The sequence below is a fragment of the Alkalihalophilus marmarensis DSM 21297 genome, from assembly GCF_000474275.2.
Classification (GTDB): Bacteria; Bacillota; Bacilli; order Bacillales; family Bacillaceae_D; genus Alkalihalophilus; species Alkalihalophilus marmarensis.
Map to the genome: position 1 here is coordinate 121,049 of NZ_ATAE01000042.1, position 21,036 is coordinate 142,084.

General features: G+C 43.2%; 17 protein-coding genes. 3 read left to right on the top strand and 14 right to left on the bottom strand.

What is annotated here, in order from left to right; genetic code table 11:
• Positions 1 to 81: 81 nt before the first annotated feature.
• Together prmC and prfA are read right to left on the bottom strand one after the other, a co-directional pair.
• On the bottom strand, positions 82 to 963 hold the full coding sequence (gene prmC / locus A33I_RS16085; protein WP_022629380.1) for a peptide chain release factor N(5)-glutamine methyltransferase: 882 nt from the start codon (positions 961 to 963) through the stop codon (positions 82 to 84).
• The gene (gene prfA, locus A33I_RS16090; protein WP_022629381.1) at positions 950 to 2,020 is read right to left on the bottom strand and encodes a peptide chain release factor 1; all 1,071 of its coding nucleotides are present in this window, start codon (positions 2,018 to 2,020) and stop codon (positions 950 to 952) included. Before prfA ends, prmC begins: the two co-directional genes overlap by 14 nt.
• 132 nt (positions 2,021 to 2,152) lie before the next feature.
• Here prfA and A33I_RS16095 point away from each other — a divergent pair, with 132 nt between their 5' ends.
• Positions 2,153 to 3,469: an FAD-dependent oxidoreductase gene (locus A33I_RS16095; RefSeq protein WP_022629382.1), complete on the top strand. Its 1,317-nt coding sequence runs from the start codon at positions 2,153 to 2,155 to the stop codon at positions 3,467 to 3,469.
• Between the two features lie 113 nt (positions 3,470 to 3,582).
• Positions 3,583 to 5,334 carry a methyl-accepting chemotaxis protein gene (locus A33I_RS16100; RefSeq protein WP_022629383.1) on the top strand — a complete coding sequence of 584 codons (1,752 nt, stop codon included), beginning with the start codon at positions 3,583 to 3,585 and terminating at the stop codon, positions 5,332 to 5,334.
• 43 nt (positions 5,335 to 5,377) lie between these two features.
• Here the strand turns inward: A33I_RS16100 and A33I_RS16105 are convergent, their stop codons facing one another.
• From A33I_RS16105 to A33I_RS16145, 9 genes are all read right to left on the bottom strand, one after another.
• A complete protein-coding gene (locus A33I_RS16105) occupies positions 5,378 to 5,842 on the bottom strand; it encodes a hypothetical protein (RefSeq protein WP_012960726.1) in 465 nt (154 codons plus the stop codon).
• A gap of 66 nt (positions 5,843 to 5,908) precedes the next feature.
• Positions 5,909 to 6,529, bottom strand: a complete 621-nt coding sequence (locus tag A33I_RS16110) for a thymidine kinase (RefSeq protein ID WP_022629384.1) — start codon at positions 6,527 to 6,529, stop codon at positions 5,909 to 5,911.
• Between the two features lie 352 nt (positions 6,530 to 6,881).
• Positions 6,882 to 7,127, bottom strand: coding sequence for a type B 50S ribosomal protein L31 (locus A33I_RS16115; RefSeq protein WP_022629385.1), 246 nt, complete (start codon positions 7,125 to 7,127; stop codon positions 6,882 to 6,884).
• Between the two features lie 177 nt (positions 7,128 to 7,304).
• Positions 7,305 to 8,579 carry a transcription termination factor Rho gene (gene rho / locus A33I_RS16120; protein WP_012960729.1) on the bottom strand — a complete coding sequence of 425 codons (1,275 nt, stop codon included), beginning with the start codon at positions 8,577 to 8,579 and terminating at the stop codon, positions 7,305 to 7,307.
• Between the two features lie 265 nt (positions 8,580 to 8,844).
• Positions 8,845 to 9,810, bottom strand: a complete 966-nt coding sequence (gene glpX / locus A33I_RS16125; protein ID WP_012960730.1) for a class II fructose-bisphosphatase — start codon at positions 9,808 to 9,810, stop codon at positions 8,845 to 8,847.
• Positions 9,811 to 9,840: 30 nt separating this feature from the next.
• Complete coding sequence (locus A33I_RS16130) at positions 9,841 to 11,130, bottom strand: UDP-N-acetylglucosamine 1-carboxyvinyltransferase (protein WP_022629386.1); 1,290 nt, start codon at positions 11,128 to 11,130, stop codon at positions 9,841 to 9,843.
• Between the two features lie 156 nt (positions 11,131 to 11,286).
• Complete coding sequence (gene fsa / locus A33I_RS16135; RefSeq protein WP_022629387.1) at positions 11,287 to 11,925, bottom strand: fructose-6-phosphate aldolase; 639 nt, start codon at positions 11,923 to 11,925, stop codon at positions 11,287 to 11,289.
• Positions 11,926 to 12,153: 228 nt separating this feature from the next.
• Positions 12,154 to 13,017: a class II fructose-bisphosphate aldolase gene (locus A33I_RS16140; RefSeq protein WP_022629388.1), complete on the bottom strand. Its 864-nt coding sequence runs from the start codon at positions 13,015 to 13,017 to the stop codon at positions 12,154 to 12,156.
• Positions 13,018 to 13,287: 270 nt separating this feature from the next.
• Positions 13,288 to 13,650 carry a response regulator gene (locus A33I_RS16145; RefSeq protein WP_012960734.1) on the bottom strand — a complete coding sequence of 121 codons (363 nt, stop codon included), beginning with the start codon at positions 13,648 to 13,650 and terminating at the stop codon, positions 13,288 to 13,290.
• Positions 13,651 to 13,931: 281 nt separating this feature from the next.
• On the opposite strand from A33I_RS16145, the gene A33I_RS16150 reads away from it, so the two are divergent.
• Positions 13,932 to 14,450 carry a DUF2529 domain-containing protein gene (locus tag A33I_RS16150; RefSeq protein WP_022629389.1) on the top strand — a complete coding sequence of 173 codons (519 nt, stop codon included), beginning with the start codon at positions 13,932 to 13,934 and terminating at the stop codon, positions 14,448 to 14,450.
• A gap of 300 nt (positions 14,451 to 14,750) precedes the next feature.
• Here the strand turns inward: A33I_RS16150 and A33I_RS16155 are convergent, their stop codons facing one another.
• From A33I_RS16155 to icmF, 3 genes are all read right to left on the bottom strand, one after another.
• On the bottom strand, positions 14,751 to 16,349 hold the full coding sequence (locus tag A33I_RS16155; protein ID WP_022629390.1) for a CTP synthase: 1,599 nt from the start codon (positions 16,347 to 16,349) through the stop codon (positions 14,751 to 14,753).
• Positions 16,350 to 16,560: 211 nt separating this feature from the next.
• Positions 16,561 to 17,064: a DNA-directed RNA polymerase subunit delta gene (gene rpoE, locus A33I_RS16160; protein WP_022629391.1), complete on the bottom strand. Its 504-nt coding sequence runs from the start codon at positions 17,062 to 17,064 to the stop codon at positions 16,561 to 16,563.
• A gap of 703 nt (positions 17,065 to 17,767) precedes the next feature.
• Positions 17,768 to 21,031, bottom strand: coding sequence for a fused isobutyryl-CoA mutase/GTPase IcmF (gene icmF, locus A33I_RS16170; RefSeq protein ID WP_022629393.1), 3,264 nt, complete (start codon positions 21,029 to 21,031; stop codon positions 17,768 to 17,770).
• Between the last annotated feature and the right edge of the window lie 5 nt (positions 21,032 to 21,036).

The window sequence follows — 21,036 nt, forward strand, 5'->3', positions numbered from 1 at the left end:
GCACCGCCCTTTCTTCAATCAGTATGATCAGGGCAGTGCGTTGTTAAACATGAAAGTGTTCGACAAAATGAGTCTAGTATTTTAGTACATCTTCCCGTAGGCAAACACCATGCGGTCTTTCCCGTTTATATCTAATTTCACTTCGGTTTCGGCATTCGGGAACGCGGTCTCAAGCATCAATTGGACCGTCTCGCCTTGTCCTGCACCGACTTCAAAGGCGATGAGCCCTTTTTCTTTCATTACTTTTGGCAGCTCCGTCGTTAAACGGCGATACAGATCATACCCGTCTTCCCCGCCAAATAAAGCAAGATGAGGCTCGTGTTCACGTACATGAACCGCTAATTCATCGTGCTCACCTAGTGGAATGTACGGTGGATTTGAGACAATAATGTCGAATCTTTTTTCCATTTGGATAGGAGTAGAAAGGAGGTCACTTTCAAAGAAGGACATTTTAGCATCCAACGTTTCGGCATTTAATCTCGCTACTTCTAATGCCTCTTTTGATATATCAACAGCTTCGACCCTCATCTCCGCGCACTCAAGCGTAAGCGTAACGCCGATTGCGCCGCTTCCTGCCCCTACATCGAGTACATCAACAGACGCATCTCCCCACAAGCTTTGTTTCAAATGAATCACATGCTCGATCAGCTCTTCTGTTTCAGGGCGAGGAATTAACACATCTCCATTTACTTGAAAACGCCTGCCGTAAAATTCTTGATAGCCCATCAAATGCTGGACAGGAACCCCGTTTGAATGAGTGAGAACGTCTTTTTTAAACGCCTCCCACACGCCTGAATCAATCGGATCCTGAAACATCATAAACATCTTTGTCCGGTTGATATTCAGATGATGCAATAAGAGCCACTCAGCAGCCGTTGCCTCACCGCCTGCCTCTTCTAAAAAAGAAGAAGCCCAACGGAGGGCTTCGTGTAAGGTCTTAGGTGTTTGATTACTCTTCAGCATTTTGCATCGCTTCTGCTTGCTCTTCTACAATCAAGGCATCAATGACTTCATCAAGCTTACCTTGCAAGATCTGCTCAAGCTTTTGAATCGTTAAACCGATGCGGTGATCTGTTACACGGCTTTGCGGGAAGTTGTACGTACGAATACGCTCAGAACGGTCACCAGTACCAACAGCGAGCTTACGGTTTTGATCGTACTCTGCCTGCACTTCGCGTTGCACTTTATCATAGACACGCGCACGAAGTACCTTCATCGCTTTTTCTTTATTTTTAATTTGAGATTTCTCGTCTTGACAAGATACAACCGTACCTGTTGGCAAGTGAGTTAAACGAACGGCTGACATCGTTGTATTTACACTTTGTCCGCCTGGTCCGCTTGAAGTAAACGTATCTACACGAATGTCTTTTTCGTGGATTTCTACTTCTACTTCTTCCGCTTCAGGAAGTACGGCAACTGTTGCTGTAGATGTATGGATACGGCCGCCAGACTCTGTTTGAGGAACACGCTGTACGCGGTGCGCTCCGTTTTCATACTTTAATTTAGAATAAGCTCCTGCCCCGTTCACACTGAAAATGATCTCTTTGTATCCACCAAGCTCTGTGGATGTGGCTTCAATCACTTCTGTCTTCCATCCTTGTGCTTCGGCGAATCTTGAATACATTTTATAAAGGTCGCCAGCAAATAACTGCGCCTCATCTCCGCCTGCAGCTCCGCGAATCTCTACGATAACGTTCTTGTCATCGTTAGGGTCCTTTGGAAGAAGAAGAATTTTAAGGCGTGCCTCAAGCTCTTCTTTGCGAGTTGAAAGCTCATCCATTTCTTCTTTTACCATGGCATACATTTCATCATCCAGCTTATCTTCAAGCATCGCTTTTGCATCTTTATACTGCGATACAACCTCTTTATACTCGCGGTATGCTTGAACTGTTTCTTCGATGTCTGATTGTTCTTTTGAAAACTCACGTAATTTCTTTGAGTCACTAATTATATCCGGGTCACTTAATAATTCATTTAACCGATTGTAACGGTCTTCTACTGATTGTAAACGATCTAACACGGCTTTCACCTCATTAAAATTTCCAGTGCATAACATTCTAATTATAGTATATCGATACAAAAGGGTCAATCAACCCTAAAACAGTTTTATGCGAGCATCTTCTGGGAATATTACTAGTATGAGGTGATGACCATGAAATATGTAATTATTGGCGGAGATGCTGCCGGCATGAGTGCAGCGATGCAGATTGTGAGACGCAATAAGGATGCAGACGTTACAACACTTGAGATGGGCGAGCATTATTCCTACGCTCAGTGTGGCCTTCCATATGCGGTAGGGGGTTTAGTAAAGGGCGGCCTTGATGATTTAGTGGCTCGAGATGTTGAGACGTTTCGCTCAAAATACGGGATCGACGCACGTGTTAATCACGAGGTAACCCATGTCGATACAGAAAAGAAGCTCGTTTCAGGTAAAGATTTCAGCGTGCCGTATGACAAATTATTAATCGCCACCGGAGCAAGTCCGATCGTTCCTGATTGGGACGGGGCTGACCTTGACGGTATCCATACGATTAAAACGATTCCAGATACAGAAGCCGTCATAAAAGATATGCACAATGATATACATCATATTGCTGTCATTGGCGGCGGTTATATCGGCCTTGAAATGGCTGAGAACTTTGTTGAGCAAGGAAAGAAAGTAACGATGATTGAGCGCGGGCCGCAGCTTGCTAAAATTTTTGATCAAGAGATGGCGAACTTAATCCATGAGGAAGCAGAAAAACACGGCGTAAAGCTCCTGTTTAATGAGGAAGTGAAAGGATTTAAAGGAGACAGCCGCGTCGAGGAAATTGTAACTGATAAGCAATCGTTCAAGGTAGATATGGTTATTGTTGCAATCGGTGTGAAGCCTAACACTCACTTTTTAGAGGATTGCGGCGTGCATTTGCATGAAAATGGCGCTATTCAAGTAAATGGCTATATGGAAACAAATATCCCTGATGTGTATGCGGCTGGCGACTGTGCCACTCAATACCACCGCATTAAAGAGCATGATGACTTTATCCCGCTTGGTACTCACGCAAATAAGCAAGGACGGATAGCCGGCTTGAATATGGCAGGAGATTCAAGAACATTTAAAGGAATCGTCGGTACCTCGATTATGAAATTCTTCTCGCTGACGCTTGGACGGACAGGCCTCTCCCTGAAGGAAGCAGAAGAGCTACGTATCCCAACCGAGATTGTGGATGCAGAAATACCACACCACGCTACATACTATCCCGGCTCAGAAATACTGACCATCCGTTTAATGTACCAGCGTCATACCGAGCAGCTACTAGGTGCTCAAATCATCGGCAAAGAAGGTGTGGACAAACGGATTGATGTGCTTGCTACTGCCCTTTACCACAAGATGACGATGGAAGACCTCGAAAATCTTGACCTGGCTTATGCACCGCCTTATAACGGTGTATGGGATCCCGTTCAGCAGGCTTCAAGACGCAGAGGGTAAGAGTCCTAAATAGGGGCTCTTTTTTTTGCGTCTATCTGTTTAATTTTTCTGAAAATAGTGCCGATATACTATATAATTAGTCCTGTAAAGGTTTACATAAGGGGGATTTTATTGTGGTTAAATGGGTTAGAGATATGAATATTCGGCAAAAGCTCGTCATCATTACCTTACTGCTGCTCCTAGTTCCAAGCTTAATTATCGGCCTCACTAGCTACTTCACTTCAAAAAACAGCTTAGATGAGGTCGGAGCAACTAATATTCAAAACAGTGTCTACATGACTGCCGAGCTTATTAATATCATGCAAACCGAGGTTGAAAGCGGCGCTCTAACGTTAGAAGAAGCGCAGGAACGGGTGAAGACCGCGATTCTTGGCGAGAGACAAGCTGATGGTACAAGGCCTGTCAATTCGAATATTGACCTTGGCGAGAACGGCTATATTATCGTGTATGACGAAGCCGGAACATTGGTTGCTCACCCTAATATAGAAGGTGAAAATTTATATAATGTTCAGGATGTGGAAGGGCAGTATTTTGCTCAAGAGGCGATAGAAGTCGCTCAAGCTGGCGGAGGCTTTACTCGTTATCAATGGGCAATGCCTAACGACCTTAATACAGTTGCGCCGAAAATTATGTACAATCTTTATGATCCAAATTGGGGGTGGATTATTTCAGGCGGTTCATATATGAGTGACTTTAACGCAGAAGCCAATTCTATTTTACGTAATATTTTAATTGTACTAAGCGTCTCCTTGCTCATTGGAGGACTCATTATCTACTTTTTCTCAAAGCTATTCTCAGAACGAATTATCCGTGTGGATCAGCAGGTGCAGAAGTTAGCAGATGGCCATCTAGAAAGGTATGACCAAGATCAAGGGTATAAAGATGAAATAGGTTCTTTATCTAAAAACGTTCACGTGATGACGAACCGTTTACGTGAGATGATCAGTCAAATTTCTGATGCTTCTACTCAAGTGGCTGCAACATCTGAACAATTAACAGCCAGCGCCGAAGAGACAAGCCGGGCTTCAGAACAAATTACCGATTCCATTCAGGAGGTCGCTTCTGCAGGAGACGAACAAGCTGCAGCTGCGAAACAAGCTAGACATTCTACCTCAGCCATTTTAGATAACATGAATCATATCTCGAGCAGTGTGCAAGCAGTAAACGCGTCCGCTTCTGTGACGAGGGCCAAGTCAGAATCAGGTGGACAGGTTATTTTGCAGACAATTAATCAAATGAAGGTCATTGACGACAAAACCGATGAAATTCAAGGTGTCGTACACAGGCTCGGAAGCAAATCAAATGAAATCGAGACGATCGTTTCGATGATTACAGCCGTGTCAGAACAAACAAATCTGCTTGCTCTAAATGCAGCGATTGAAGCTGCTCGCGCAGGTGAGCACGGCAGGGGATTTGCTGTTGTGGCTGATGAGGTGCGAAAGCTTGCCGAGCAGTCAAGCCAGTCTGCGAGCCAAATTAACCACCTAATATTAGATATCCAAAAAGATATTTCACAATCGGTCATTTCTATGGAAGCGGGGAAAGCTGCCGTAAAAGACGGGAATGCTCTTGTCGATCAAGCCGGCACAGAGTTTAGCGATATTACCGCATCCATTAATGAGGTAACATCCCAATTTTCAGACGTTACAAATGCCATTGAAGACATTAAAACAGCAACCGAAGAAATGGCTCATGCGATTGAAGCAGCTTCGCATATTGCAGCGAGTTCTTCTGATTACTCACAAAATGTAGCGGCCTCTGCCGAAGAACAAAATGCTACGATGCAAGAGATCAGTGCAGCTTCCAACGTGCTGTCAGATATGGCAGAATCCCTTCAGGAATCCATTAAACAATTCAAGCTTTAGACAGAAAAACCGCTCGCAGCTCGTAAGCCGCGGGCGGTTTCCATTAACTTTCGTTTATATGCACTTGATATCTAGGTACTTCAAGTAAAAACGTACGCTTTAATTTATCAAGCTCTGACTGCTTTTCACTGTCGTTCAATCCTTTAGGGACGTGAACCGTCACCCAAGCATGATGACCAGCGATCATAACAGATCCAGGATTAAACGGCGATTCGTTTGCTACAACACGGCGCATTAATGATTGGTGATCTCCCAAGTCCTCATGATAATTATGGGCGGACCGGTAGCTGCTCCCTGTTGTATTTAACTCTCCCATTTGATCAAATGTTTGGGATCTTCGAATCGAACCATAGTTAATCGGACCAGGACCCAAGAGACCGTATGTTACTCGCTCCGCGCTCGGGTGCTGATTGTTGCTTTGTGCTTGAACTTCTGGCTCTTCAGGGTTGTTGCACCCTGTTACCAAAAACATTCCGGCCAAAACTCCCGCTAACCACTTCCTCTTCATGATGAGCACCTCCTGCAGCGAATCGCTGCATTTATAGGTTGCCCACATATCTTAAGTTACTCGTTGTTAGATTTGACCATGTTTCACAGCGGGGTCAGGTAAGCGTGAAGGCTTATTCGGCACTTCATGACATGTACGGCAGCGCGGCTCGTATGCTTCTGATGCCCCGACTAAGATAATTGGATCGGTGTAGGAAGCAGGATTGCCATCAATTAAACGCTGTGTTCTGCTTGCAGGCGTTCCGCAAACCGGGCAGACCGCTTGAAGCTTAGTAACTTCCTCTGCTAATGCCATCAACGGCATAATCGGCCCAAACGGCTCTCCTCTAAAATCTTGATCAAGACCTGCGCAAATTACGCGGATGCCGCGGTTTGCCAGCTCATCTGCGACTGCCACGATTCCTTCATCAAAAAACTGCACTTCATCTACTGCTACTACCTGTGTCTCCGGCAGTACGTGCTCAAGAATATCAACGGACATGCGCACTGGCATCGCACACACCTTTGTTCCATTATGGGAAACCACTTCTTCCTCACTGTAGCGGTTATCAATCGCTGGTTTAAACACTTGTACTTTCAGCTTCCCAAAGCTTACTCTTCTTACCCGGCGAATAAGCTCTTCTGATTTTCCTGAGAACATACTTCCACAGATTACTTCTAAACGGCCTTCATGCCCCGTCACACGCATAGTTTTCCCCCACCTTACAACAAATAATCTTTAACCTGCTTGTCTAAAGATCGATTGATCCCTTAAGCATAGCATCTCAATTTATTTAAACATTCATTTTGACATGTAATGGATTCTCATTTTACTTTATAGGATATGCTGATTTGAATGAATTGCGCATATTTAGGTATTAATTGCATTGTTGAAGCGCTGATTACGCCGGTTCAAGCTATTATTGCGTCGCTTCGCAATTGTTATGCGTCTATTCCGCTCATAATTACGCCCATGCAGTCCGCGCAAATTCCGCTTTACCCCCCACCAGGTGCAAAAAAAACAGGCAAGTGCAGTGCGCTTGCCTGTTCGCATATCCAGTTTACTTCATGTTGTATTTCTTCTTGAAACGATCAACACGTCCACCAACATCGTTAAGCTTCTGCTTACCAGTGTAGAATGGGTGCGAATCTGAACTGATCTCAACTTTTAGAAGCGGGTATGTGTTACCATCTTCCCACTCAATTGTTTCAGCAGAACCTTTAGTAGAACCGCTTAGAAACTTAAAACCAGTACTTGTATCCATGAAAACCACTTTTTGATATCCTGGGTGAATACCTTGTTTCATTGATTTCATCTCCTTCCGCCCTGAATCTCTTCGAAACAGAGTTATCTAATCACACATGACGAAATTATATCAAGCCAAGCCTTGTTTTGCAACTGTATTTTCGATGATTTTATACGTTGTTACCCACGATTCTTCATAAAACCGCATCATAGCAGTTTTCTGCATCATCTATTTACATTATTTTCTTCGGCTCGCACCTGACATATCTTTTTCCATTTCGCTGAAAAAGTCTGCATTCGTCTTGGTATCTTTCACCCGCTTAATGAATTGATCGACAAAATCATGCGAATCATTCATTGTCTTACGGATCGCCCATAGCTTGTCTAACTGATCTTTTGGCATAAGAAGCTCTTCTTTTCTTGTACCCGAACGGCGGATATCGATTGATGGGAAGATACGGCGCTCAGCCAATTTACGATCAAGATGAAGCTCCATATTTCCTGTTCCTTTAAACTCTTCATAAATGACATCATCCATGCGCGATCCTGTTTCTACAAGAGCTGTAGCAAGGATTGTTAAGCTTCCGCCTTCTTCAATATTACGCGCAGCACCGAAGAAACGTTTAGGACGATGGAACGCAGCCGGGTCAATACCACCGGATAGTGTACGTCCGCTTGGCGGAATGACTAAGTTATAGGCACGTGCAAGACGAGTAATACTATCCATTAAAATGACAACATCTTTACGATGCTCAACCAAGCGCATCGCGCGCTCAAGCACAAGCTCAGCAACTTTAATATGATTTTCCGGAACCTCATCAAATGTTGAACTAACGACTTCGCCTTTTACCGAACGCTCAATATCGGTTACTTCCTCGGGGCGTTCATCAATTAACAGTACGATCAATTCCACATCAGGGTGGTTTTCTGCAATACTGTTGGCTACTTCTTTCATAAGAGATGTTTTACCAGCTTTAGGAGGTGCAACAATCAATCCACGCTGCCCGAAACCTACAGGAGAAATCATATTAATGATACGAGAAGATACTCGGCCTGGAGCTGTCTCAAGTTCAATTTTTTGTTCAGGGTATAAAGGTGTTAAGGCAGGGAAATGAGGACGTTCCTTCGATGTTTCAGGTGCATCACCGTTTACTGCTTCTACATGCAGAAGTCCGTGGTAACGTTCGTTTTCCTTTGGAGGTCTTACTTTACCGGATACCTTGTCTCCGTTACGCAAGTCGAACCTGCGAATTTGAGAGGCTGAGATATAAATATCTTCAGAACTTGGCATGTAATTAATTGGTCTTAAAAATCCAAATCCTTCAGATTGAATGATCTCAAGGACACCTTCCATAAACATCAAACCATCTTTTTCAGCTTGACCTTTTAAAATCGCAAAAATAAGTTCACGTTTTGTAAGTTTACTATAATAAGAGACTTTGTATTGCTTAGCTAACTCATAAAGCTCTTTTAGCTTCATTTTTTCTAAATCTGCAATATTGACACTGCTCATTATTCCACCACACTCTAATCATAATAAAAAGTAAGATCCTTTTTAGTAGGTTGTAGTAGTATAAGTAAAAGATCCGTACTTTTTTTCGAACTAATAAAAATACATTAATTATTGATCAATATAAATTACATCAATATAAATACTTGTATCATTGTACCCCATTAGATCAAATATATTCAAGGAACATTTTCCTTACAAATAGTCGGTAGGAAGCGTAGAGATAAAGAATGAAAGCTAGACAGGTGTCTAGCTTTCGTCACTATGTTTATTTAATAACAAGGCCTGGCTTCTTCTTCATACTGTGTGTCCCATCGACAAAGCGGACTGTGCCTGACTTTGCACGCATAACGAGTGATTGTGTTGTTGCACGGCTTCCCTTATAATAAACGCCTTTTAATAACTCGCCATCAGTTACACCTGTTGCAGCAAAAATACAATCGTCCCCTTTAACAAGGTCATCCATCAATAGGACTTTGTTAAAGTTTTCAATTCCCATCTTTCTGCAGCGTTCTTCTTCTGCTTCATTTTGCGGGAGAAGACGGCCTTGCAATTCGCCTCCAAGACATTTTAAGCCTACTGCAGCAAGAACTCCTTCAGGTGCTCCTCCTGAACCAAGCAATAAGTCTACCCCTGTGTCATCAAAGGCTGTATTAACAGCAGCTGCAACATCACCATCCGGAAGCAGTTTAATACGCGCTCCTGCTTCGCGAATCTCATGAATGATTCTCGCGTGACGCTCACGGTTTAGAATCGTTACTACGAGATCCTCAATATCTTTATTCTTCGCACGAGCAACAGCCTTTAAGTTATCGATAATCGGAGCGTCGATATCAATTTGGCCGACAGATTCCGGTCCGACTGCAATTTTATCCATGTACATATCAGGTGCATGCAGAAGGTTTCCATGATCAGCAACCGCAAGAACAGCTAGTGCATTCCATTGACCTGAAGCAACGATATTTGTACCTTCAAGCGGATCGACTGCTACATCCACACGCGGGCCATAGCCATTACCAAGCTTCTCCCCGATATAGAGCATAGGAGCCTCATCCATCTCTCCTTCCCCAATGACCACTGTTCCTTTCATTGGGATTGTATCAAATACATCTCGCATTGCTTCTGTTGCGGCACGATCCGCTTCTTCTTTATTGCCAAGACCCATCCAGCGGCCTGAAGCAAGAGCCGCGGCTTCTGTGACGCGGACTAGCTCCATTGATAAACTTCTCTCCATCTCTACCCTCTCCCTTATTGCATCTTCCGTCTAGCTTTTTACTTGATCCATCTCATCTTCCGTTAACTTTTCACGCCAAAGCTTTGCTCCTAAGCCGAGCAGCTTTTTCTCGAGGTTTTCATAGCCGCGGTCTACATGTTCAAGACCTGAGAGCTCTGTTACTCCTTCAGCTGTGAGGCCCGCTACAACAAGAGCCGCGCCTGCGCGAAGATCACTTGCCCGCACTTTTGCGCCTTGAAGCGGCGTTTTCCCATTAATAATGGCTGAGCGTCCTTCTACTTTTACATTAGCTCCCATTCTTCTTAACTCATCAATATGCTTAAAACGGGCATTATAAATAGTATCAGTTACAATACTTGTTCCGCTTGCTTGAGTTAAAAGAGTGGTGAATGGCTGCTGCAGGTCAGTCGGAAAACCTGGGTAAACAAGCGTTTTTATATCAACGCCTTTTTTCTCCCCTGTGTTATGGATCAATACTTGATCATCATTCGTTTCAACCGAAACACCCATCTCGCGTAATTTTGCGATAAGGGAATCGACGTGATAAGGAATAATATTGTCAATGATCACCTTTTGTCCGATTGCTGCTGCGAGGATCATATACGTGCCTGCCTCAATTCGATCTGGAATAATTGAATGGCGGCATCCTTTTAGAGAATCGACTCCATCAATACGAATCACATTCGTTCCTGCACCTTTAATCTTAGCGCCCATGCTCGTTAACAACGTAGCCACATCAATGATTTCAGGCTCTTTGGCAGCATTTTCAATGATCGTCTGTCCTTTAGCCCGTACGGCTGCCAGCATAATATTAATTGTTGCTCCGACACTGACAACATCTAAATAAATCCGTGCACCACGAAGCTCTTCAGCCCTCAGATAAATGGCTCCCTGCTCATTGGTTACACGTGCACCAAGTGCTTCAAACCCTTTAATATGCTGGTCAATCGGACGAGGCCCAAGGTTGCACCCTCCAGGCAATCCGATTACGGCTTTGTTAAATTTACCAAGCATAGCTCCCATTAAATAATAAGAGGCACGCAGCTTCTTCACTTTGCCGTTTGGAAGCGGCATGGCAATCATGTTTGACGGATCAATTTTAATCTCTTGGTCCGCAAGCGAAAGCTCCACCTCTCCGCCAATTTCACGCAGTAAATCCCCTAAAAGCTGGACATCTGAAATGCCAGGCAAATTATCAATGGTAACCGGCGTATCTGCTAAAATAGCCGCCGGGATTAACGCGACTGCACTGTTTTTTGCACCACTAATCTGTACGGTACCCTCAAGCGGATGACCGCCTTCAATCATAAGTTTTTCCATAACCGCATCCCTTCCAACCATACTCACGATTACTAGATAGACGTATAGTTACGTTTGTATCCATTATACCCAAAGATAGGAAAAAGTAACGAAGTGAGTTGTCACATTTTAACGATTAATACCGTTTGATGTCACTAAAAGCAGGCCTGTTGTGAATTAGCGATTATTCCAATCTGCTAAAAACTTTTCAATTCCTTGATCTGTTAACGGATGCTTTGTCAGCTGCTTAATCACGTTAAATGGAATTGTTGCAATATGCGCACCGCGCGCTGCCGCTTCTGTTACATGGACCGGATGGCGTACAGATGCTGCAATAATTTCTGTAGGAATATTATGAACATCAAATATATCAGCAATTTGAGAAATTAAGTTTAATCCGTCGTGTCCGATATCATCAAGTCTTCCAAGGAAAGGCGATACATACGTCGCACCAGCTCTAGCCGCAAGCAATGCTTGAACAGCAGAGAAAACAAGAGTGACATTCGTTTTAATATTAAGCTCAGAGAAAGCATGAACTGCTTTAAGGCCTTCTGTTGTCATTGGAACCTTCACTGTAATATTCGGTGCGATAGCAGCAAGTTCCTTCCCTTCTTTAATCATTCCTTCTGCATCAAGTGCTATAACTTCTGCACTTACTGAATCTGATACGATCTCAGTAATTTCGCGAAGACGGTCGTGAAAGTCTACTCCCTCTTTAGCAACAAGTGACGGGTTTGTTGTCACACCTGCTAAAATACCAAGCTCTTTTGCTTCACGAATATCATCTATGTTTGCAGTATCAATAAAAAATTTCATGCTCATCACCTCAAGGAAAAAGTATATGCGCTCTATGTAAACGCTATTAGAATTACTTATCTGACTTGTAATCGCTTACTGATTATAGTAAAAAAATATCGAGTGATAATATAGAGTAATAAAACCGTTATTAGTTGAATAAAAATTTGGCAGGTTTTGACGAAATTAGTCTTTAAAATGACGTTAAAAGCAGCTCAAGTGAACTGCTTTTAACGACTAACCTATTTATTATGCTTTGTTTGAAGAACCAAACTCACGCATTTTGCCTTGTACTGTTTCTTTAATTGCTTCACGAGCTGGTCCTAAGAATTTACGTGGATCGTACTCGTTTGGCTTAGCAGCTAGTGTTTCACGAATAGCTTTAGCAGAAGCAATTTGGCTTTCTGTATTTACATTGATTTTAGCATGTCCAAATTCAATTGCTTTTTGAACATCTTTTGTTGGGATACCTGTTCCGCCGTGAAGTACAAGCGGAATACCAACTAAACCATCGATTTCTTTCATGTGATCGAAACCAAGGTTTGGCTCACCTTTATAAGGGCCGTGTACTGAACCTAGTGCTGGTGCAAAGCAGTCAACACCTGTTGCTTCAACTAGCTCTTTACACTCAGATGGAATCGCATATGCTGCTTCAGCATCATCAACGATTAGGTCATCTTCTTGTCCACCAATGCGGCCAAGCTCAGCTTCAACAGAAACTCCAAGAGCATGTGCAACATCAACTACACGCTTAGTAAGCGCGATGTTTTCTTCTAGTGGATAGTGAGAGCCATCAATCATTACAGATGTGAATCCTGCATGGATCGCCTCAACACATTTTTCAAAGCTTGAACCATGATCTAAGTGAATCGCTACAGGAACTGTCACATTGTACTCTTCCATAAGTGATTCAACCATTTTCACTACAGTCTTGAAGCCGCCCATGTAACGTGCAGCACCTTCTGATACACCACAGATTACTGGAGAGTTCTCTTCTTGTGCAGCTTGCAGGATTGCTTGAGTGAACTCAAGGTTGTTTAAGTTAAATTGGCCAACAGCGTAGCCTTCCGCCTTTGCTTTATTAAGCATGTCTTTCATTGAAACTAAAGGCATCGTACATCCTCCTTTATGTGTGAGCATTCATAGATATCTGTGTCCGTCTAAGCGAGCATACTACACCATATCCATTATCAAGATTCCCGAATACAACAATTACTATCCAATTGAGCATGCACCCAATCGGGTATGTAGATGAGATCTTGTTTTTCCGCTCGTTTAGTTTGAACGTGTTCATTATAGCATACTCACCAGGAATTACACCCTTTTGCAAAGGAGAATCGACAAGTTTTTATAAGTAAACGCTTCCTTTTATATAGAACTCTTTTATGAGGTAACTAAGTGGTCTTTAATCACTTTTCTCACATCATCAATATCGAATGGTTTGGCAAAATGAGTAATCGCTCCAAGCTGCATCGCTTCATTAATTAAATTCAGCTCACCATATGCTGTCATCATGATCACTTGTACTTCCTCATGCTTTTCTTTAATACGGCGAAGAATCTCAAGCCCGTCCATGCCAGGGATCTTCATATCAAGCAGCACTAGATCAGGTGACTCTTCTTCTACTACTTTTAGTGCTTGCACCCCATTTGCCGCTTGGTACAATTGATACCCATCCTTTTGAAGGATCTCACTTAATAACACACGAATGCCATACTGATCATCTACAACTAATACTTTATGCATACCCTGCCTCCTTAATTGTTTATATCCACACGTCCGGACCGCCACAATAAAAGGACTCATTCTACCCAAAATGAGTCTCTCGTTTCTCTTATCTTACAATAAGTTCGGCTGCCTGTGCCTTAATTCCTGCAAAAGAGCTAACATCTTACAAAATATTATCCGACAAGATCCTCGAACCATGTCGATTTAAGCGTTTAGATTCAAGCGTTTCTTCCCTTTCCTCATTGATTCGGGTACGCTATAATGCACGTAGACTTTAATGAGAAAAAGGAGTAACCAAGATGATCCCTATTTTCACTACTCAATTAATGGGCCGAGTTAAGGCGGTTCGTGAAAAAGAAGAAGAATTTGAAGATGCTGCCCGCCTTTTAGCGCAAGCTTTAGTTGGCGAAGGTACAATATATGTATACGGATGCCGTGAACTTCGCGGTGTTACAGCAGAAGCAGAGTACGGCACTGACCGTGATGAAAGGATTAAGCCGCTTACTCAAGATAACTTAAGCGAGCTCACACCGGCTGACCGCGTTTTACTTTTCGCCCCTTTTACAAATGACGGTGAAGCATGCCGAATGGCGACAAAGCTTCATATCCAGGGCGTTCCATTTGCCTCTGTCTCTAATTTTCATGACGAGCAAGATGCATCTTTCTCTCTAGCTGATATTCATATTGATTTTGAAAGTGATATCGGCTTAGTCCCTGATGAAGAAGGTAACCGCAGCGGCTACCCTACTTCTATTATCGGACTTTACACGTACTTCTGTATCATGCTTACAGTTAAGGAGATTATGAGCGAGTATTAAAAAGGTTCGTGTTGATGGTGGTGAGGTGCTATTAAATAAGAAGAACCGTGCGATTGCGTCAGTTGAGGCGTTTATTGCGTCTATTCTCAGACTGATTGCGCAGGTTCGCGCTGGGTATGCGCCGCTTCCCGCTGTTATTGCGCGGGTTGACTATTATTGCGTCACTCTGACTCGTAATTGCTTCCGTTCAAATATGGATTGCGTCGCTTCAGCCGATGATTGCGCCGGTTGCACGACAACGCACCCAAAACAACATAAGAAAAAGGTTTGCCCAATCAGCGGGCAAACCTTTTTTGTGTATTATTTCTTTAATGATGCACCAATGAAGTCGCGGAATAGCGGCTGCGGGCGTGTTGGACGAGAGACGAATTCTGGGTGGAACTGAGATGCGATGAAGTAAGGGTGATCTTCAAGCTCGACAATCTCCACTAAACGGCCGTCTGGGCTTGTCCCAGAGAACGTGAATCCTGCTTTCTCCATTTGCTCACGGTATTCGTTGTTGAACTCATAACGGTGACGGTGACGCTCGTATACAACTTGCTCTCCGTATGCTGCTTGTGCAAGAGATCCGTCCACAAGTTTACAAGGGTATAAACCTAGGCGAAGCGTTCCGCCAAGATCTTCTACATCTTTTTGCTCAGGAAGAAGATCGATAATTGGATATGGTGTTGCCGGGTTTAATTCTGCAGAGTTTGCATCTTCGAGTCCTAGAACGTGACGTGCAAATTCAACAGTTGCCAGCTGCATACCAAGGCAGATACCTAAGAATGGAACATGGTTTTCACGAGCATATTTAATCGCAGAGATTTTCCCTTCAATTCCACGGTCACCAAAGCCGCCAGGAACTAAGATTCCATCTGCATCTTTTAATAAGCTTTCCACATTTTCATCCGTTACTTTTTCAGCATCAACCCAGTCAATTTCAAGGTCAGCATCATATGCATAGCCAGCGTGACGAAGTGCTTCTGCTACTGAAAGATATGCATCCGGAAGAGCTACGTATTTACCAACAAGAGCAATTTTTACTTTACTTGATAAATTTTGTACTTTATCAACAAGGGATTTCCACTCTGTCATTTCAGCTTGTTTTGTATCAAGCTTTAGGTGATCGCATACAATTTGGTCAAAGTTTTGTGCTTGAAGCTCAAGCGGCACTTGATAAAGAGTTTCGGCATCGCGCGCTTCAATTACCGAGTCCTTGTTAATGTCACAGAATAACGCAATTTTTTCTTTCATATCTTGTGGAACCGGCTTTTCTGTACGAACCACGATAACGTTTGGCTGAATACCTAGACTGCGAAGCTCTTTTACACTGTGCTGAGTCGGTTTAGACTTCATTTCTCCCGCTGCTGCAAGATATGGGATTAATGTACAGTGAACATACATTACATTATCCATACCGATGTCGCTTTTAATTTGGCGAATGGCTTCTAGGAAAGGCAAGCTCTCAATATCCCCAACCGTACCGCCGATCTCAGTAATAACAACATCAGCATTTGTTTCGCGTCCTGCACGGAAAACACGTTCTTTAATTTCATTTGTCACATGTGGAATAACTTGAACCGTACCGCCTAGATAATCCCCGCGACGCTCTTTTTTCAGAACAGTAGAGTAGATTTTACCAGTCGTTACGTTGCTGTTTTGGCTTAAATTAATATCAATAAAACGCTCATAGTGACCAAGATCAAGATCCGTCTCAGCGCCATCATCTGTTACGAAAACTTCCCCGTGCTGATAAGGACTCATTGTTCCTGGGTCAACGTTAATGTATGGGTCAAATTTTTGGATCGTCACCTTTAACCCACGATTTTTTAATAAACGCCCTAATGAAGCGGCCGTAATTCCTTTACCAAGTGATGACACTACGCCACCTGTAACAAAAATATACTTTGTTGCCATGCGATCGACTCCTCTACTTTTCATCAAAATGTATTTTCCCCTAAAAAGGTCAATAAAATAAAAAAAAACAAAAGCGACAGCTCACCCTAAATAGGGGGCGCACTTTTGTTTTGGTTATAAGATATGCATTTGCTTTTAATAAAGCCCAAAAATGATTCTACCTAGTTCAGGAGCAGAAGTCAACCCTCTGTTAAAAAGACTGAAAATGCAATTAACGTTCTTCGTCCTCTTCTACCTCTTCATCATCATCAAAGTCCGTATCGAGATCTTCTTTGTCAGTGAAGTCAGTATCTTCTTCATCGTCGTCATCTGCATCTTCTTCATTAGAGATTTCATCTAGCTCGTCCTCTAAGTCTTCAAACTCATCGTCAAAAACTTCTAGATCCTCATCTAAATCCTCATCGTCACTCTTTGCTTTTTTACGAGGATTAACTGGTGAAGTAATCTCTTCTTCTGATTGCTCATGAGGGTACCAGCTTTTAAGGCCCCAGTTGTTATCACCAAGCGTTAAAAAGCGGCCATCGATGTTTAAATCCGTATACAAAAATGACATACGCTGATTTACTTCAGCTTTTTTCATTTCCTTAATTTCCGAAATCTCTTTAACTAAATCAGTGAAATTATAAGGCTGGCGCTTTTCTTTCATTAAAGCATAAGCGACTTCAACCATTGACAGCTCTTGGATCTCTTCCTTTTCCATCTCGCGTAGGTTCAACGTAAGCACGTCCTTTCAGCATTTCTTGCATCTATTGCTTATTAAATATTGGCATAAAGTTCATACCTTTCATTATAAACACATTTCCTATAAATATGCTAGATTGAAGACGAAAAAGTATGAGAGACATTTTAATAGAATGAAAACGAACAAAAAGACAGTCTGCTGACTGCCTTTTTCAGTGATTCGCCTCGTTGACTGAGCGCTTGCTATGAGGGCTGGCGCAAGGGCTGCTGGTTCAATTGCGCTGATTAAGAGTGGATATGCGTCAGTCTCCGGTGGATATGCGCGTAAGCCTTGAGTTTTTGCGTCGGTTCAGAGCACAATTGCGCCCTTTGAGGTTAATTGCGCCTGTCTGTGGCGTAATTGCGTTCCTTCATATGCGGATTGCGTCTGTTCGATGCATAATTACGCCGGTCAGCGGGGTGCGGGGCTGAGCAAGCCCCTTCCACTTTTCTTTATGTCTAGCTTCCGTGTTCAGGTAATCGGCGGCTTCACTTTGCCAAACGAAGCAAAAAGCACTTCTTTTTGTCAAACCTCCACCCGCCTCATACCTAAACGAACACTCCAGCCTTTCTCTCTGTCTAGCTTCGGCTCCTTGCCCTGCGGGAAAAAACGGTGCATCGATTGAAGTCAAAAAGCGACTTCAAATCGCTCCCCCTCATTTTTCCGCATGCCAGAACAGTCGCCTCAGCTTTTCTTCCTACATATTCCTTCTATACTGTCCGCCTACTTGGTAGAGGGCGCCTGTGATTTGGCCTAGGCTGGCTACTTTGACGGTTTCGATCAGCTCTTCAAAGATGTTGCCGCCGGTGATGGCTGTTTCTTGCAGGCGTTTTAGTGCTTCTGATGCCTTATCTTGGTGCTTTTCTTGGAAGGCACGCAGGTTGGCAATTTGCTGCTCTTTTTCTTCTTTTGTTGCACGTGCAAGCTCCATGTTAAACTCTTCTTCTTCGTTCTCATTTGGATTCATGTACGTGTTTACACCGATAATCGGAAGCTCGCCTGTGTGCTTCTTCATTTCGTAGTGCATCGACTCTTCTTGAATTTTGCTACGTTGATATTGTGTCTCCATCGCGCCAAGTACGCCGCCGCGATCATTAATGCGCTCTAGTTCTTGCAGCACGGCTTCTTCTACTAGATCTGTTAACTGCTCAATAATGTATGAACCTTGCAGTGAGTTCTCATTTTTAGCTAGACCTAGCTCTTTTGTAATAATCATTTGAATCGCCATCGCACGGCGGACTGATTGCTCAGTCGGCGTTGTGATTGCCTCATCAAACGCATTTGTATGAAGCGAGTTACAGTTATCATAGATAGCCATTAAAGCTTGAAGCGTTGTACGGATATCATTAAAGTCAATTTCTTGTGCGTGAAGTGAGCGTCCTGATGTTTGAACATGATATTTAAGCTTCTGGCTGCGCTCATTTGCTTCGTATTTATTCTTCATGACCGTTGACCAAATACGACGAGCTACTCGGCCGATTACCGTATATTCAGGGTCAAGACCGTTGCTGAAGAAGAATGATAGATTTGGTGCAAATTTATTAATGTCCATGCCGCGGCTTAAGTAGTACTCTACGTATGTGAACCCGTTTGCCAACGTAAATGCCAGCTGACTGATTGGATTTGCACCTGCTTCTGCAATATGGTAGCCAGAGATGGATACAGAATAGTAGTTACGAACTTCGTGATCAATAAAGTACTGCTGGATATCCCCCATCATACGAAGGGCGAATTCCGTTGAGAAGATGCACGTATTTTGACCTTGATCTTCTTTTAAAATATCGGCTTGAACCGTACCACGAACGGTTTGAAGCGTACGAGCTTTTACCTCTGCATATTCTTCGGCATTAGGTTCACGGCCGTTTTCTTCTTTAAATTTCTCAAGCTGCTGCTCAATTGCTGTATTCATGAACATAGCTAAGATGATCGGTGCCGGTCCATTGATTGTCATCGATACAGATGTAGACGGTGCACATAGATCAAAACCATCATAAAGCTTTCTCATATCCTCAAGCGTACAAATGCTTACACCGCTCTCCCCTACTTTTCCGTAAATATCCGGGCGGTAATCAGGGTCTTCTCCGTAAAGAGTTACCGAGTCAAAAGCCGTACTTAAACGCTTCGCCTCGTCATCTTTTGATAAGTAGTGGAAACGGCGGTTTGTACGCTCAGGCGTTCCTTCGCCGGCAAATTGACGCTTAGGATCTTCACCTTTACGTTTGAATGGGAATACTCCTGCCGTATAAGGGAAGGCACCTGGTACGTTCTCTTCCATTGACCAGCGCAGAATCTCGCCCCAGTCTTCGAACTTCGGAAGAGCAACTTTAGGAATTTTCAGACCTGATAAGCTTTCCGTCGTAAGTTCTGTCACGATTTCTTTATCACGGATTTTTGTCACGAATGTGTCTCCGCTGTAAGATTCTTTTAGTGAATCCCAGTTATCAAGAATCGATTTACATGCTGGGTGAAGCTTCTGTTCGTATGCTTCTTTCGTTTTCGTTAATTGAGCAAGAACGTCTTCACTTGCCTCACCATGCTTCTCAAGTGCTTCAATTGTTCCAGTCACCTGATAGATTTTGCGGGCAATCTCCACTTGCTCGTCTGTCAGCTTTTTATATTGTCTAACCGATAGAACAATATCACGTAGGTATTGCGTTTGCTCTGGCGGGATGATGACATTTTGCTTGATGACATCTTTACTCGTTTCAATGTTCGTGTGGAAGTCTGTACCGCACTTCTCATTTAACGTATCCACTAATGCTTTGAATAACGTGTTTGTGCCAATGTCATTAAACTGACTAGCAATCGTACCGAAAACAGGCATCTCTTCAAGTGCCTCTTCAAAGCGAGTACGGCTGCGCTGGTATTGCTTGCGCACATGGCGAAGAGCATCTTCTGAACCTTTGCGGTCAAATTTATTTATGGCAATCACATCAGCAAAGTCAATCATATCAATTTTCTCAAGCTGAGACGGTGCACCGTACTCACTTGTCATGACATATAAAGATACATCTGATACTTCAGTGATTTCAGCATCCCCTTGCCCGATACCGCTCGTTTCAACGATAACAAGATCGTATCCAGCTGCTTTTGCGACATCAATCGCATCACGAATGCTGTCAGAAATCTCTTTTCTAGAGTTACGTGTAGCTAAACTGCGCATAAATACACGTGAATTATGAATTGAGTTCATACGGATACGATCCCCTAAGAGCGCACCGCCTGTTTTTTGCTTTGTTGGATCAACCGATAGAATCGCTACTGTTTTGTCGGAAAATTCGTTCAAAAAGCGGCGTACGAGTTCATCTGTTAACGAGCTTTTCCCAGCTCCGCCTGTTCCTGTGATTCCTAGCACTGGTACGTTGTTTGTCATTTGCTTTAATTGATCAAGCGTTTCTTCAAGCGTTGCTGCCACTTCTTTTTTTGCTTCAGCATGCAATTCAGCATAAGAAATACAGCGAGCAACTGCACGTGCGTTTTTCTCTTTTAAAGAAGTCAACTCTTCTGACACTTGTTCTACTGTAGGGAAGTCACACTCTTTGAGCATTTGATCAATCATTCCTTGAAGACCATGCTCACGGCCGTCATCTGGAGAGAAAATGCGGGCAATACCATACTCATGCAGCTCACGGATCTCAGGAGGTGTAATAACCCCGCCGCCGCCACCATAAATACGGATATGGCCAGCACCTTTTTCATTTAAAAGATCATAGCAATATTTGAAGAACTCTACATGTCCGCCTTGGTAAGACGAAATCGCAATTCCTTGGACATCCTCTTGAATGGCAGCGTTTACAATCTCTTCAACAGAGCGGTTATGCCCAAGATGGATAACCTCAGCTCCGCTTGCCTGTAAAATTCGACGCATAATATTAATTGAAGCATCATGGCCGTCAAATAAACTTGAAGCAGTCACGAAACGCACATGATTTGTTGGTCTATATGATTGAGTTGTTGACATCAAAC